The organism is Paraliobacillus salinarum (assembly GCF_014083865.1).
GTDB lineage: Bacteria > Bacillota > Bacilli > Bacillales > Amphibacillaceae > Paraliobacillus > Paraliobacillus salinarum.
In genome coordinates this window covers 151,487-167,856 of record NZ_JACEFA010000001.1, presented here as the reverse complement: position 1 = coordinate 167,856, position 16,370 = coordinate 151,487, and the positions used below count along the sequence as shown (strand labels likewise).

Annotated in this window: 17 protein-coding genes; all 17 read right to left on the bottom strand. The window is 34.6% G+C overall.

Annotated elements, in window-relative coordinates:
- Positions 1 to 25 precede the first annotated feature (25 nt).
- Positions 26 to 1,726, bottom strand: coding sequence for a proline--tRNA ligase (locus HP569_RS00870; RefSeq protein ID WP_182199191.1), 1,701 nt, complete (start codon positions 1,724 to 1,726; stop codon positions 26 to 28).
- Between the two features lie 156 nt (positions 1,727 to 1,882).
- The gene (rseP, locus tag HP569_RS00865) at positions 1,883 to 3,139 is read right to left on the bottom strand and encodes an RIP metalloprotease RseP (protein ID WP_182199190.1); all 1,257 of its coding nucleotides are present in this window, start codon (positions 3,137 to 3,139) and stop codon (positions 1,883 to 1,885) included.
- A gap of 99 nt (positions 3,140 to 3,238) precedes the next feature.
- Positions 3,239 to 4,027, bottom strand: coding sequence for a phosphatidate cytidylyltransferase (locus tag HP569_RS00860; protein ID WP_182199189.1), 789 nt, complete (start codon positions 4,025 to 4,027; stop codon positions 3,239 to 3,241).
- 10 nt (positions 4,028 to 4,037) lie between these two features.
- Entirely contained in the window at positions 4,038 to 4,820 is a 783-nt protein-coding gene (uppS, locus tag HP569_RS00855; protein ID WP_182199188.1) for an undecaprenyl pyrophosphate synthase, read from the bottom strand.
- A 412-nt stretch (positions 4,821 to 5,232) separates the two neighbouring features.
- Entirely contained in the window at positions 5,233 to 5,787 is a 555-nt protein-coding gene (frr, locus tag HP569_RS00850; RefSeq protein ID WP_182199187.1) for a ribosome recycling factor, read from the bottom strand.
- Positions 5,788 to 5,789: 2 nt separating this feature from the next.
- Complete coding sequence (gene pyrH, locus HP569_RS00845; RefSeq protein ID WP_182199186.1) at positions 5,790 to 6,512, bottom strand: UMP kinase; 723 nt, start codon at positions 6,510 to 6,512, stop codon at positions 5,790 to 5,792.
- A 131-nt stretch (positions 6,513 to 6,643) separates the two neighbouring features.
- Positions 6,644 to 7,528 (bottom strand): translation elongation factor Ts, encoded by an 885-nt coding sequence (tsf, locus tag HP569_RS00840; RefSeq protein ID WP_182199185.1) that lies wholly within the window; start codon positions 7,526 to 7,528, stop codon positions 6,644 to 6,646.
- Positions 7,529 to 7,691: 163 nt separating this feature from the next.
- The gene (gene rpsB, locus HP569_RS00835) at positions 7,692 to 8,420 is read right to left on the bottom strand and encodes a 30S ribosomal protein S2 (protein ID WP_182199184.1); all 729 of its coding nucleotides are present in this window, start codon (positions 8,418 to 8,420) and stop codon (positions 7,692 to 7,694) included.
- A gap of 152 nt (positions 8,421 to 8,572) precedes the next feature.
- Positions 8,573 to 9,079 carry a DUF6115 domain-containing protein gene (locus HP569_RS00830; RefSeq protein ID WP_182199183.1) on the bottom strand — a complete coding sequence of 169 codons (507 nt, stop codon included), beginning with the start codon at positions 9,077 to 9,079 and terminating at the stop codon, positions 8,573 to 8,575.
- 12 nt (positions 9,080 to 9,091) lie between these two features.
- Complete coding sequence (locus tag HP569_RS00825; protein WP_182199182.1) at positions 9,092 to 9,388, bottom strand: hypothetical protein; 297 nt, start codon at positions 9,386 to 9,388, stop codon at positions 9,092 to 9,094.
- 21 nt (positions 9,389 to 9,409) lie between these two features.
- On the bottom strand, positions 9,410 to 10,777 hold the full coding sequence (locus tag HP569_RS00820; protein WP_182199181.1) for a flagellar assembly protein A: 1,368 nt from the start codon (positions 10,775 to 10,777) through the stop codon (positions 9,410 to 9,412).
- Positions 10,778 to 10,794: 17 nt separating this feature from the next.
- Positions 10,795 to 11,574, bottom strand: a complete 780-nt coding sequence (locus HP569_RS00815; protein WP_246366859.1) for a FliA/WhiG family RNA polymerase sigma factor — start codon at positions 11,572 to 11,574, stop codon at positions 10,795 to 10,797.
- Positions 11,575 to 11,610: 36 nt separating this feature from the next.
- Positions 11,611 to 12,114 (bottom strand): chemotaxis protein CheD, encoded by a 504-nt coding sequence (locus tag HP569_RS00810; RefSeq protein ID WP_182199179.1) that lies wholly within the window; start codon positions 12,112 to 12,114, stop codon positions 11,611 to 11,613.
- Positions 12,114 to 12,746 carry a chemotaxis protein CheC gene (locus HP569_RS00805; RefSeq protein WP_182199178.1) on the bottom strand — a complete coding sequence of 211 codons (633 nt, stop codon included), beginning with the start codon at positions 12,744 to 12,746 and terminating at the stop codon, positions 12,114 to 12,116. The genes HP569_RS00810 and HP569_RS00805 overlap by 1 nt, the downstream gene beginning before the upstream one ends.
- Positions 12,747 to 12,757: 11 nt before the next feature.
- Entirely contained in the window at positions 12,758 to 13,240 is a 483-nt protein-coding gene (locus HP569_RS00800; RefSeq protein WP_182199177.1) for a chemotaxis protein CheW, read from the bottom strand.
- Between the two features lie 14 nt (positions 13,241 to 13,254).
- A complete protein-coding gene (locus HP569_RS00795; protein ID WP_182199176.1) occupies positions 13,255 to 15,297 on the bottom strand; it encodes a chemotaxis protein CheA in 2,043 nt (680 codons plus the stop codon).
- Complete coding sequence (locus HP569_RS00790; protein ID WP_182199175.1) at positions 15,284 to 16,369, bottom strand: protein-glutamate methylesterase/protein-glutamine glutaminase; 1,086 nt, start codon at positions 16,367 to 16,369, stop codon at positions 15,284 to 15,286. The genes HP569_RS00795 and HP569_RS00790 overlap by 14 nt, the downstream gene beginning before the upstream one ends.
- Position 16,370 lies beyond the last annotated feature (1 nt).

Here is a 16,370-nt window from a genome sequence, read left to right as displayed (position 1 = left end):
AAATAATTTTACAATAATTCATACATTATTGATAAAAATTCTGAATGTAATCTTTTACTTCCGTGTGATGAAGTTCTAGCTGTTCACCAGTTTCTCTTCGTTTACATTCGACATAACCTTCGCTTGCGCGTTTACCTACAGTGATTCGAAGTGGAATTCCAATTAAGTCACTATCAGCAAATTTAATACCAGCCCGTTCGGTACGATCGTCATACAAAACAGTTATTCCTTGTGATTGAAGCGATTGATATAAATCGTCTGCTAATGCAACTTGATCATCTTTTTTTCCGTTCATAACCAGTAAATGCACTTGTGATGGAGCAATTTGCTTTGGCCATACAATCCCTTTATCATCATGATATTGCTCTACAATTGCTGCTAACGTTCTAGAGACACCAATTCCATAACAGCCCATAATTAACGTCTTCGCTTTTCCTTGCTCATTTAAAAATGTCGCATCAAGCTTTTCTGCATAAAATGTACCGAGTTTGAAAACTTGTCCGATCTCAATTCCTCTAGCAAATTGAAGTTTTCCATTTCCATCTGGAGAAGGATCGCCTTCTTTAACAAATCTGATATCAGCATATTGTGATACTTCAAAATCTCGATCTGGATTTACATTAACAAAATGGTAGCCCTCTTCATTCGCTCCACAAGTCGCATTTCGAATATATTTCACTGCATAGTCTGCTACAATCTCAATATCTTCCGTCGAGTGGATCGGTCCAATTGATCCAAAACCAGCACCTAATAATTGTTTTGCTTCTTCTTCGGAAGCTAATTCAACCGAAGATGCTTGGTAAAGATTTTTTAATTTGATATCATTTACCTCGTGATCTCCCCTTGTAAGTACTAATACAAAAGACTGATCTATTTTAAATAATAGTGTTTTCAAACCTTGTTCCACTGAATGACCGATAAAATCAGATACTTCTTGCATTGTTCTTTGATTCGGTGTCGCTAATTTCTCTAAAGACAACATACTCGCTTCTGATTCTTGATAGGAATCAAGTGTAATAGCCATTTCAATATTGGCAGCGTATGAAGACGTATCTGAAAATGCGATAACATCTTCTCCAACATCAGATAATGCCATGAATTCATGTGTGTCTTTTCCACCCATTGCTCCAGAATCGGCAATAACTGCTCTGAAATTTAACCCCAATCGTGTAAATATTCTGCTATACGCTTGATACATTGTTTCATAAGCTTGATCTAAACTCTCATAAGAATCATGAAACGAGTATGCATCCTTCATAATAAACTCTCTTCCACGTAACAAACCAAAGCGTGGGCGTTTCTCATCACGATATTTTGTCTGTATTTGATACATCGTAATCGGTAGTTTTTTGTAACTATTCAATTCATTTTTAACTAAGCTTGTTATTACTTCTTCATGTGTTGCACCTAAAGCAAATGAACGATCATGGCGATCATTTAAGCGCATTAATTCCGGACCAAATGCATCCCATCTACCTGTCTGATGCCATAATTCAGCAGGTTGTAGAGCCGGCATTAACATTTCATTTGCACCAATCGAATCTAATTCTTCACGAATAACAGATTCCACATATTGTAGTACTTTTTTTCCTAAAGGTAAAAAACTATATATACCAGAAGCAGTCTGCCTAATAAAACCAGCTCGTAGTAGTAATTGATGACTAACTATATCTGCATCGGCAGGTACTTCTTTTAATGTAGGAATAAACGCTTGACTTTGTCGCATAATATCTTACCTTTCTTCACTAAATCATACAACACATCACTGAACTACATTTTCCGTTAATGTTGTTAACGGCTCAAATTATAGTATATGAGCGTATGTTGTATCGATTTCAAATTATATTATTTTGTGCATTAATTGAACATATTTAATTAAACCTTATAAAAATAATCGCTGAATATCGTTCCATGTTACAACGATCATTAATAGCATTAATAATGCAAAACCAATGAAATGTACTATTCCTTCTTTCTCAGGAGACATTGGTTTTCCTCGAATCGCTTCAATTCCAACAAACAATAATCTACCACCATCAAGTGCTGGTAAAGGTAATAAATTAATAATACCTAAATTCACACTTAAAATTGCAGTCCAAGTAATATAGTTAATAAATCCTGTTTGCACAACTTGGTCGGTTGCGTCATAAATTCCTACTGGACCTGAAAGCATATCTATTGAGAATTGTCCGGTAACTAATTTACCTAAGTTAACTAGAATTAATTTAGAATATTCATATGTTTGATTAATACTGTGAGGAATGGCACGCCAAGATGAACTTTCTAACGTTTGCATTACCCCCAACTGACCAATGTCACCCTCTGGTCCTTCCACGGAACGAGGTGTAACAGTTAAGGTCTTTTGTTCGTTATCACGAAGTACCACCATTGTCATCTCTTCACTCGGGTTAGCACGAACAATCTCTTGAAAGGCTGTCCATGTAGAGATCTTTTGGTTATTAATTTGGATTACTTCATCACCAGCTTGAAAACCAGCTTGTGCCGCTGGACTATCTTCTTGAATCGAAGCTAATTTTGCTTCTTCTGATGGGACACCTTGCGTGAAACCAAGAATTGCAAAAATAACAACGGTTAGAATAAAGTTCATTAGTGGCCCAGCAAATAGTTGCATTGCTCTTTGACGTTTTGTTTTTGAAGCGAACTGACGGTCATACGGAGCAATTTGTGTTTCTGTCTCATTCATCACAAAGTCAGCAGTTGGTTCGATGTTAAAAGTAAATAATTCATCTTCTCCAATATCATAACCTTTGATAAACAGATCATGCTCCAAATCAGCCTTTTCCACTTCTATTACTTGTGCATTTGGATGCTTCGATTTATTATTGATAATAATTTTTGAAACAGTCCCCTGATCAGTAAATTCTAGACCGATGTGTTGACCAGGTTTAATATCGATTATCTCAGGATCTTCACCTGCTACACGTACATATCCTCCCATTGGAAGGAGTCTTATCGTATATAATGTTTCATTCTTTTTTATTGAGAAAACTTTTGGTCCAAAGCCAATTGCGAATTCTCTAACAAGCATTCCTGTTTTTTTAGCAAAAATAAAATGTCCAAATTCATGCACAAAAACAAGTAATCCGAACATTAAAATGAATGCAATAATTGTATTCAAAAACAACACACTCCTTTCCAATTCATAAATATGTTACCGTTCATTCTATTGTATCGCATCATTAATATTTCACCTTAACAAATCAGCTTTATTTTGAGTTTATGAAATAAATTGGATAAAATGCAAGAACGGAAAGACAAATAGCCAGCTATCAAAACGATCTAATATTCCACCATGACCGGGTAACAGTTTTCCAGAATCTTTTACATGGTAATGACGTTTAAATGCAGATTCAACTAGATCACCTATTTGCCCAAAAATACTAGCAAATACCGTTACTATGATTACAATAATCATCGATGAATGTACCGGAGCGAGCAGTTGAAATATGATCGCAACGAAACAAGCGAGTAAAATACCTCCAATTGCTCCTTCAATTGTTTTGTTTGGACTTATCTCAGGCCAAAGCTTATGTTTTCCAAATGCCCTTCCAAAAAAATAAGCTCCAGTATCTGTAGCTAATATTACTAGAATGCCATAAAAAATATATTCCAAACCTAACATTTGTGTTTCAATGAAATAATAAAATCCTAAACCTACGTATATTGCTGACAAGACAAGAAACCCAGCATCCTCAAACGTAAATTTATTTTTCACTAAAACCGTGTACCCTAATAAGAGAAGCACAATAAATAAAGTGAATTCAGATTTATTCGTGTCAATTCCATTAAATAATGGATTATCGTTAGGTAATAATAGTATCCATAATAGTACAAGCGTAAAAAAGATTGGAATTGGGTAACTCGTCATTTTTCGCATGTGTAATAATTCCATTAAACCAATAGTCCCTATTAGAAACATTACTGAGTAAAATGGAATTCCTCCAATAAAAATAAAAGGGAAAAATAACAAAATTGCTATTATAGCAGTGATAATTCGTTGCTTCATTTCTTCACACCTATTCTTGTTTCAATTTATTGTTAGTAAGACCGCCAAACCTTCGCTTACGACTTTGATAATCGTGTAATGCCTGTTCAAATACAGTTTCATCAAAATCTGGCCAGTAAACATCTGTAAACCAAAATTCGGCATAGGCAATTTGCCAGAGTAGGAAATTACTTAATCGTTGCTCACCACTTGTTCGGATGACTAAATCAGGATCAATAAAATCTTTTGTGTAAAGATAATTTGATACGATTTGCTCATCTAACTTTTCAATATCCAAAGAATTGGATTGCACATCCCTAGTTATCTGTTTGATTGCTTGCAGTATTTCATCTCTACTTCCATAGTTTAACGCAATATTTAAAATCAAACCATTATTCGCCTCAGTACGTTTCTTTGCTTCATTCACTGCTTGTTGAGTATGTTCTGGTAATAAATCAAATGCACCGATCGTTTTTATTTGTACATTTTCTTCTATAAGTTCAGGCAGATAAATATGTATAAATTCTTTGGGAAGTTTAAGAATGTAATCTACTTCACTTTTTGGTCTTTTCCAATTCTCTGTTGAAAAAGCATATAATGTTAGTATTTTTACTCCGTGTTTATTAGCAGTTCGAACGATGTCTTTAATATTATCCATACCTTGCTTATGACCTGCTAAACGAGGTAGACCGCGTTGCTTTGCCCATCTACCATTGCCGTCCATAATAATGGCTATATGTTCTGGAACATTATGTATCGTATCTATTTGTTGTTTATTTTGTTTGCTTTTTTTAAAAAAAGGTAGTCTAAACATGTATCTATTGATCCTCCAGTATCCAAATCCTAAGCTCAGCGATTATTACCTTTTATCAGTTTACCATGTAATTCTCTTATAAGCACTAGCAAATATTATATCAATTAAATTTCATAAGCTATACGGTAAATTATTTTATATATTCATTTTATTAGGATGAAGAGCATACATAACACTATTCCCCAACTAACAATTTGACTCTCTATTAAAAATTCTATCATAACATTAATTGTGGTTTTCAAAGAAGTGTCTTCTTATTTTCACATGTTACTGATTGTAATTTTTTCTTAATTGTTTGTCAATCAATTTTAATGACAGTAAAAAAGAGGGATTGTCGTTAGACACTCCCTCTCCTAGTATTTTCGTTAGAATTGAATGGAGGTAAAGTAAAATGATACCGAAAAAGTCGGGATCACACTTCCATAATTTCTACTTCTTTTTCTTTAACTAGTGAATCGATCTTAGTAATATGATCATCTGTTTCTTTCTGCACATCATCTTGAAAACTTCTTAAATCATCCTCAGTCAAATCACCATTTTTTTGATCTTTTTTCAATTGATCATTAGCATCTCTGCGAATATTTCTAATTTGGACTTTAGATTCTTCAGCATATTTACCAACAACTTTAACTAACTCTTTACGACGTTCTTCAGTTAAAGCAGGTATATTAATACGAACAACATTTCCATCACTTGAAGGTGAAAGTCCAAGATCTGCTTTTTGAATTGCTTTTTCAATTTCTGAAATAGATGACTTATCAAAAGGTGTAATCATCAATAATCTTGCTTCAGGAACAGATATTGTAGATAATTGATTTAAAGGTGTTGCAGCACCATAGTAATCGACAAGCACACTGTTTAATATGGCTGGATTAGCACGTCCTGCTCGCACAGTCGCTAATTGTTTAGAAAAAGACTGAACTGCTTGCGACATTTTTTCCTTTGCTTCTTTAATAACTTGTGACATAGTTATTTCCCCCTTATAATAGTTCCGATTTGTTCACCTAGTACAGCACGTTTAATATTACCCTCTTCAGAAATAGAGAAAACAAGCAATGGGATCTTATTATCCATACATAGCGAGGAGGCAGTTGAATCCATTACTCCAAGCCCTTCATTTAACACTTGTAAATAAGATAACTCTTCATATTTTTCTGCGTCTTGATTTTCTTTTGGATCTGCAGTATAAACTCCATCGACATTATTTTTAGCCATTAAAATGACATCTGCTTCAACTTCTGCTGCTCGTAACGCAGCGGTTGTATCTGTGGAAAAATAAGGATTTCCAGTACCTGCAGCAAATATTACTACACGTTTCTTCTCTAGGTGTCGTATTGCTTTACGTCTAATGTAAGGTTCAGCAACTTGGCGCATCTCGATTGATGTTTGCACTCTTGTAGGAATACCGAAATTTTCTAAACTATCTTGCAGTGCGAGAGAGTTCATAACAGTTGCTAACATTCCCATGTAGTCTGCATTCGCTCGGTCCATACCCATCTCACTGCCGACTTTACCTCTCCATATATTACCGCCACCTACAACAATAGCGATTTCTATACCTAACTCAGCAATTTCTTTTACTTGTAAAGCAATGGATTGAATTACACTTGGTTCGATTCCATAACCTTTCTCTCCACTTAATGCTTCTCCACTTAATTTTAACACAATTCTTCGGTAGCGAGCAGTTGTCATAATAACCTCCATTTATGTCGTTTTATTATATAGTAATAAAAATGGTTCTATTTATCAATTCTTAAGAAAAGGGAACACCTCGTGTCCCCCTTTTCATTTCATAGTAAAGCAAATACTGTCACTATGAAAAGTTATTTTTTAACTTGGTTCATTACTTCTTCAGCAAAGTTTTCTTCTCTTTTTTCCATTCCTTCGCCAACTTCATAACGAACAAAACCTTTTACAGTTGCTCCTTTATCAGCAACTAGCTTTTTAACTTTTTGATCTGGGTCTTTAACAAAGCTTTGCTCTAATAAACAGATCTCTTCGAAGAATTTTCCTAAACGGCCTTCTACCATTTTTTCAACAATGTTCTCTGGCTTGCCTTCATTTAATGCTTGTGTCTTTAATACTTCACGTTCTTTTTCTACTTCTTCAGCATTAACCGCATCACGTGATACGTAACGAGGGTTAACAGCTGCGATATGCATAGCTATATCTTTAGCGAACGCTTCATCTGTTGTACCTTCAACAACAGTTACAACACCAATATTACCACCCATGTGAATATATGCACCGAATGCGTCTGCATCTGTTTTTTCAAAAATAGTAAAACGACGTAAAGATAATTTTTCACCAATTTTTGCAATTTTAGAATTAATGAATGATTCTAAAGTTTCTCCATCACCATTTAGTGATTGTTGTAATGCTTCTTCCACATCCGCTGGTTTTTGAGACAGAAGGTGACTTCCTAAGTCAGCCAATAATTCTTTAAACTGATCATTTTTTGTTACAAAATCTGTTTCACAGTTCATTTCTAATAGTACTGCTTGATTACCATCTACTGCAACATATGCAGATCCTTCAGCTGCAATACGATCGGCTTTCTTCGCAGCTTTAGAAATCCCTTTTTCACGCAAGTAATCTATTGCTTGTTCCATGTCACCGTTTGTTTCAGTTAGTGCTTTTTTACAATCCATCATTCCAGCACCAGTTTTTTCACGTAGTTCTTTAACCATTTTTGCTGTTACTGCCATTATATTTCCTCCTTATAAGCCTTGTTTTATTAGATGATTTGCTACAAAAAGAACTGAACATCAGAAGATATTATACATAACCCAAATGGATTTATCTTCAAATTAATTTCTTTTAAAAGAGGTGATAAAAGGTTCCCCTCTTATCACCTCTCGCAAACCTTTTTTATTCTTCTACTGCTACTTCTTCAGCTTCTACTTCTTCTGTAACTTCACCTTGTTTTGCTTCTAAAATAGCATCTGCCATTTTACCAGTTAGAAGTTTAACCGCACGAATTGCATCATCGTTTGCTGGAATTACGTAATCAATCTCGTCCGGATCACAGTTTGTATCAACAATTCCTACAATCGGAATGTTTAATTTGTGAGCTTCCGCTACAGCAATACGCTCTTTACGTGGATCAATAATGAACAACGCATCAGGGATTTGCTTCATTTCTTTAATTCCGCCTAGGAATTTAACTAGACGATCTTGTTCTTTTAACAATCCAACAACTTCTTTTTTAGGAAGTACATCAAATGTACCGTCTTCAGCCATACGCTCGATAGATTTCAAACGATTAATACGCTTGCGAATTGTATCGAAGTTAGTTAATGTACCACCTAACCAACGTTGGTTGATGTAATACATTCCTGAACGAATTGCTTCTTCCTTAACAGATTCTTGTGCTTGTTTCTTTGTACCTACGAAAAGTACATTTCCACCGTCTTCTGCAATTTGCTTAATAAAGTTATACGCTTCATCAACCTTTTTCACTGTTTTTTGTAGGTCAATGATGTAAATGCCGTTTCTCTCCGTGAAAATATACTTCTTCATCTTTGGATTCCAACGACGAGTTTGGTGACCAAAATGTACACCAGCCTCAAGTAGTTGTTTCATTGAAATAACTGCCATTCTTTTTTCCTCCTAAAATTGGTTTTATGCCTCCGCTCATTTCATCTTTACAGAAAAACTAATAAAGATTAGCACCTTTTCTATAATCCATAAGCGTGTGTGATTAACACCAAGAATTAATATATCATATACCATGCTTCCGTTCAAGCAATTTAACTATTTTTTTGTTGAAATTTCACTAATAGCTCAACTTCTGTTTTCCCACAATTCAATTTGCGGGCAATTGATTCTATATTATCACCATTATTATATAGTGAAAGTACTTGTGCTTGAAGAGAGGGTTCAAATGTTTCTTCTCCCTCTTCAATTTCTGGCGGCTGATAAGATGCTGTTTGATTTACGGTTGAATAATCTTCAGATGATGAGCGAGTTGATGTATGATTATTCCCATCGTTTGATTCTACAGTTTGGCTTACTTCGCTTTTGTCTTTTTTCTTTTGTATAGTATTTGTTGAATTGTTTAGTGTTTCTACTAGGGTTTCGTTTTCTTCTCTAATTTCTAATAAATATACCGCGAGTAGTTCTTCGATTTCTTTTTTCTGTTCTTTTTGTTTTTTGGCTAATGCCTCAGCACTCAATACTCTATTGTTTAGCGTTTTTATATATATAAAAATAACAATATGAACAATAAAACTAATAAAGATTAATAAATATAACATGCTACATCCCTCTTAACTGTTTATATCAAAACGCCCACCTAGATATGGGTGAGGTATTTTAGAGTCTGGTATATTGTGTTGCTTTCTCTTTCTAGAAATAACCTGTTCTTTCTTGTTACGTTCATTTTTTAATCTGGCACTGTACTCCGACTCATTCACGTTTTTCCGCCTTAACTCATCTTGGATTAATTGTTTAGCTGCTAACGTATCTTGGATGAACTGACCTCTTTGCTGTATTTGCTCTTGAATTTTACTAGCATCCTGCACTCTTGGTAAGGCAACTTGCATCTCAACAGCTTTCCAGCTCATTTGATTCACATCCTTTATATTTTATAGTGAAGTAGTAGTAATTTCACCATTTTTCAAATACATCTGTGAATATTTTCGTGGCTCAGTAATCGTTTTCTTATATTTACCAAAGCTCAGTTCTACATTAGGATAGACAGTACCTTTAACAATTAAACGAACTTCTTCTTCGTCTCCTAAATCAACTTCTAAATCTTCTAGTTGCATTTCTATATCTTTTAATTTATCATCACTTTGCTTTAACGAGTTTCGTTGTTTCAATAATAAAATACGCTCTTTTGCATTCATTTCCTCAGTAGGTTTAGTTTTTAATTTATCCCCGAGAATGTGTAACTTTTTGATATTATCAATTAGCTCTTTTTTTTCTTTAAGCAAAGTCTTTTCTATTTCATGATTTTTTTGGTTAATTCCAATCGAAATCTCTGTTTTAGTAGCCATTTTGTTACCAGCATCTTTGACTTCAATTGACTTTCCAGACGAACACGAACCACCAATAATATGTCCGGACTGACAAATAATCCGCTCTTTTGCAACACAATGACTGTGCATAATAGAATTATTCACAATTATATCCTTACCCGCGTCAATAATTGCTTGATTAGCATATCCAATGGTAATATCCCCATTTGCAATTATCGTTCCTTTTCTAAGTCCAGCAACCCCTTCAGAAATAAAAATATTTCCTTTTGCTTCTAAATATGCACCTTCAACTAGGCCATATACATGAATATCTCCTTCAGCTTCTACACGATAACCGGTTGGAACATTCCCTCTAATAACAATCGAACCAACGAACTGCAAGTTACCAGTTTCTAGTGAAAGATCTTTATTCAATTCATACGTATCAAATACATGAAGTACTTTGCTGCCGACACTTAGTTGACCATCGATTGTGGAATAAAAGGATAGATCTTTTTCATTATAGACAACATTTTTTCCTGCTCTAATTTTCACCGGTTTACCTGGCTTTGCTGGAATCTCCTTATCAAAAACGGATCGACCATCTTGTCCTGTTGTTGGATGAGAAATCACTGCAATTTTTTCACCTTTTTTTAATGAAGGGATTTTTTTCACATCTCGAAAATTTCTTCTCTCGTCATACTCAACCGTGTCATTTTGAGCACATACGTATGTTATTTGACCGTCTGTTCCATTTATAGCCGGTAATCCTTCAGCTATTTGAATTGGATACTGATGCTTTTCTATATCATTATTTACAAGTTCCTTTATATTTTCTCTTTTAATCCCAAATTCTATTTGATGTTCTGATAAAAAAGATAATAGTAAATCCTCTGTTAATTCTTCTGCAGCAAAATCCTCTATTTTATTAAGTGCAACTGACATTTTATCTTTGGATATTTCTATTTTAAAAATTCCATTTAGAGATTCCATCGTTTTATCCCTCTTTTTTATAACAAGTTTTTAAAAGCTGTGGTTAAAGATTTTTTCAATTTAAAAATAGCTTGTTTATGTATTTGAGATATACGGGAGGTAGTTAAGTCTAATATTTTTCCTATCTCTGTAAATGTCAATTCTTCGTTGTAAAATAGACTAATCACCATTTGTTCATTTTCATTTAATAAAGTAATACAGTCTGCTAAATCACTCAAAATCTCTGTGTTAACGATTGTTTCTTCTGGAGATGGATTTCGCTCATCAGGAAGGTTATAACCAACACCTTCTTTATAATTATCTTTTTGGTCCGAAGATCTATCTTCAATAGACAACAAATTAGAGAAAAGTGAATCCTTCATCACTTCTTCAACTTCGCTTTTATTTAATTGTAAAAATTCAGCTACTTCTAAGGCAGTTGGCTCCCGATATAATTGTTGTTCAAGGGTATGAACGGCCTGATCAATTTTTTTTGCTTTTTCACGTGTAGACCGCGGTAACCAATCCTCTTTACGCAAACCGTCAATAATGGAACCACGAATTCGAAAAGAAGCATAAGTCGCAAACTTTAAATCACGTGTATGATCAAATTTATGCAATGCATCAAATAGCCCATATAAACCTAGACTTCGTATATCATCTTTTTCCACATTTTGTGGTAAGTGAGCAGAAATACGTTGAGTATGATAATGAACAAGGTAATGGTAATGTTCAACAAGTTGATTCGCTATTTCATTATCTTTTGTTTGTATCCATTGATCCCATAATAAATCAATGTCCGGGTTCGATGTAGACAAGCTTATCACCTCATTGTTAGCTAATTTCTCTAGAAACTAAATCTGTTTTTCACCCATATTAACTGTTCTTATATACAAAGCACCAGTTGACAAGTTAAATTCAATTGTCCTACCACTACTTCCACCTACATCTTCTGCAATAATAGGAATACCGATTTGTTCAAGGTGCTGTTGTACTGCTTCTTCATTACGTTTTCCTATTCGTAACATGTCGTTTGACGAACTAAAAGAAAACATTTGTGCACCACCTGCAATTTTTGCCTTTAAAGCAAATTTCCTTGCACCTAAATCAATCAATTGTTGATATAACATAGGAATTGCGGTATCCGCATATTTATAATGATTAAACTCACTTTTTTTTGATAAAGTGGAGTCTGGTAACATGACATGAGCCATCCCTGCCACTTTCATTGACAAATCGTATACAACCACACCTACGCAAGACCCTAACCCAGAAGTTCGCAAATAATACGTAGGATCTGTGACTGTTTTTAAATCAGCAATACCGACTTTCACAATATCTTTTGTCTGTAATGTCATTATTTCGAAACACCTAGCTGATCGAAAATCTTTGGAAAGGATTCAGGATCTGGTAATAAGAAAAAATGTCCTTTAATTGGCTCACGTTCGCTGTTAACATCATTTATAAATGTGTCAATAATAATAGCATAGTCACTTTCTTGAGATAACTCTATCAACCCTTGTGTTAATATTGCACCTGCCATATCGATGTGTAATAACGGTACTGATGGTTGTAGTAATATGTGAATAAAATCAGATAAGGCAGATAGATATGAACCTGCCAAAATATTACCCATTTCCTGTAATGCAGACAAACCCATTTCATCAAATGGTGGTTGCATAACCGAAAAATTATCAATACCGGTCATTTCTTTAACAAATGCCTCCGCTTCATCTGGTGATAGGACAAAAAACATATTGCCAGGTGCTTCTCCGTTAATTCTTAGAAAAACAGATACAATTAAAGTGTCAGGTCCTCCAACCAAATCCATCATTTCATCAAAATCTACTACTCGAACAGCAGGAACTTTCATATCTACCTTTCGATGTAAAAGTGTAGAAAGAGATGTAGCCGCATTTCCTGAACCAATATTGCCAACCTCTTTCAATGCATCTAACTGATTTTCATTTAATGATTCAATATAAGACATGCAATCACCTTCTAACTTTCTGTTTGGTATTGCTCTTTTGTTTCGACAATATTCAATACTCGCTCCATATCCAATAAAATAAGTAAACGATCTTCTAATTTTGCCACACCGTGAATGTAATCTACTTGTACGGATCCGATTACATCTGGAGAAGGTTCAACTTTACTTTTAGGTATATCTACAACATCATAAGCTGCGTCAACAATTAAACCTACTTCTACATCATTTATTTGTAAGATAATAATTCGAGTGCTTTTCGTATTCTCATAGTTTGATATATCAAATCTTTCTCTTAAATCAATAATTGGCGTTACTACACCTCTTAAATTAAATACACCTTTAACATATCTTGGTACACCAGGTACACGTGTGATTGGCATCATTGTTTCAATACCACCTACATAGGAAACAGGCAATGCATATTCTTCATTATTTAATTGAAAAACGATAGACTGTAAATACTCATTCTGTGTTTCTGTTATTGAATCTGTCATTTTTTACATCCCCCTTATTTAATTAATGCATTTGTATCAACAATTAAAGCAACCTGTCCATCACCTAAGATAGTTGCTCCAGATATTGCAAATACATCTGTTAAATAGTTTCCTAATGATTTTAGAACAATCTCATTTTGTCCAATGAACGAATCAACAATTAAGCCTGCCATCTTCTCTCCTTGTCTAATAATAACAATGGAGTGGAACGTATCATCTTCTTGCTCACCTGGAACTTCAAAAATTTCTTTCAGATTAATCAACGGCACTACTTTCCCTCTAAAATCAATTACTTGTTTATTGTGTGCATTCATAATATCTTTATTATTAATGATTGCTGTTTCAATAATTGAAGATAAAGGTATGGCATACTTTTCTTTGCCTACTTCGACTAATAGAACAGAAATAATTGACAATGTTAGTGGTAACTGAACAGAGAATAATGAACCTTTACCATACTCTGATTCAATTTTAATGGAACCACCTAATGATTCGATTGTATTTTTAACTACATCTAAACCAACTCCACGACCAGAGATGTCAGATATTTGATCCGCAGTAGAAAAGCCACTAGCAAGAATTAATTGATTGATTTGTGAATCATTCATTGTTGCTACTTGATCTTCCTCAATCACACCATTGCTGATTGCTTTTTTAATAACTTTTTCTTTATTTATACCCGCACCATCATCAGATATTTCTATAAAAACATGATTTCCACTGTGATATGCATTCAATGTTAGTGTGCCTTTTTCTGGCTTACCTTTTGCTACTCTTTCTTCTGGTGTTTCAATCCCGTGGTCTAATCCATTACGTATTAAATGAACTAAAGGATCACCGATTTCATCAATTACCGTTCGATCCAACTCTGTTTCAGCTCCGTGAATAGTCAGATCTATTTTTTTGTTAAGATCTTTTGCCAACTGACGTACCATACGTGGGAAACGATTGAACACTTGATCAATTGGAACCATGCGCATATTTAGAATAATATTTTGAAGATCTCCAGAAATCCTTGTCATATGCTCGACTGTTTCTTGTAACGCTGCATCTTTCATCGTTCCAGCAATTTGCTCTAAACGTCCGCGGTCAATAACTAGCTCTTCAAAAAGATTCATTAAAGCATCTAGTCGATCAATATTCACTCGAATCGTTTTACTTGTTAACTGACCTGTTTTACTTGTATTTTGTTTCTTAGCTTCTTCACTTTTTGAAACTGGAGCACTTTTATTTTCTGATGATTGTGCACTCTCCTCCATTTGAGATGTTTCAGCAGCTGCATTCATTTCAAAAGCAGAAACAAGAACTTCTGAAACTTCAGAGACTTTCATAATTTTTTGTTTTACTGTATCTTGATCATCTTGTGTGATAAGTATTACAGCGAAATCATTTTCAAACTTCTCTTCTTCTAACTCAGCTACCGTAGGCTCAGATTTAATCACTTCACCCATCTGCTCTAAAACTTCAAATACCATGTACACACGAGCAGCCTTTAACAAGCAGCCTTCATCTAATTTAATACTTATATGAAAGTTGTTAAATTGTTTTTCTAATGATTGCTGTAAGACGGTAATCTCAAATTCATCAAGTGAACTTAGCGGAATCATTTGGGCTTCAGTATTAGTTGATTCTGTTGAGGCTAGATTGTCTCCATTTGATTTAAGCTCTTGGATAGGTTCTCCTTCTTCAATAGCTTTTAATTGTGCAACTAGTTCAGAGACATCCTTTTTACCATTTCCACCATCTATAATATCAAACACCATGGATTCCATATGATCAACAGCTTCAAATACAATATCGATGATCGTTGAATCCAAGTCTAATTTATCATTTCTAGCAGCATCCAGGACATTTTCCATTTTATGCGTTAGATCTGCTAAATCTTGATACCCCATTGTTGCAGACATCCCTTTAAGTGTGTGTGCAGAACGAAATATCTCATTAACTGTATCCATATTTTTTGGATCTTTTTCTAATTCTAACAAATTACTATTTAGTGCTTGGATATGTTCCTTACTCTCTTCAATAAAAACATCTAAGTATTCATTCATTTCCATTGCTTTCACCTCTGGATTTCATTTGTTTGATTAGCACATCACTTATTTGTGGCAATTCTGCAACTACGTTTACTAAATTTGTCTTTTCTGCTGCTTGTGGCATGCCATACACAACACACGTTTCTTTCGCTTCTGAAATAGCTATAGTATTTGCTTTTTTCTTTTTTAATCTGATCAGACCATTTGATCCGTCATGTCCCATACCGGTCATTATCACCGCATAAACTTGATATGCATGTAATGAAGCCATTGATTCAAATAACACATCAACAGATGGCTGATGGCCATTTCTCGGATCTTCTTTTGAGATGCGAATTTTACTTATACCACCATTTGTTTCCACCCGCATTTGATACCCACCTGGCGCAATATAAGCAGTACCATTTTTAAGTACTTCTCCATTCTCCGCTTCTTTTACTTCAATTTGTGACATATTGTTAAGCCGCTTCGCTAGAGATTCCGTGAATCCTGCTGGCATGTGCTGAACAATCACGATAGGGGCCGGAAACTCTTTTGGTAGACGAGTTAGAACTTGTTGGAGTGCTCTTGGTCCACCAGTAGATGTGCCTATCCCAACAATGGGTTTCGTGTTTCTAACAGATTGCCTTACTTGCTGTGTAAATGAAGGAACAGTGGGTTCTTTCTTCGGTGTTTCTGCTAGATTAGGAATATTTGCGTCCACTGCCTGCAATACCTTAGCTTTAATCTCGTCTTCTTTTTCTCTTATATTTAAAGAAATAGATCCAGATGGTTTCTCGATAAAATCAACTGCTCCCAGCGAAATAGACTCAATTGTTCTATCCGCACCTTCTCTAGTTAAACTAGAAAGCATGACTACTGGACGAGGTTGTTCTGACATAATCTGCTTTAATGCTGTTATACCGTCCATTAGTGGCATTTCCACATCTAGAGTGACAACATCTGGATTAAATTGCTGTACCTTTTTTAATGCGTCTTTCCCATTACGCGCGGTATCTACCACATGAATTCTAGGGTGTGATTGAAGTATATCTGTAATCATTTTCCGCATAAATGCAGAGTCATCAACAACTAAGACATTTATTGTTTGCATG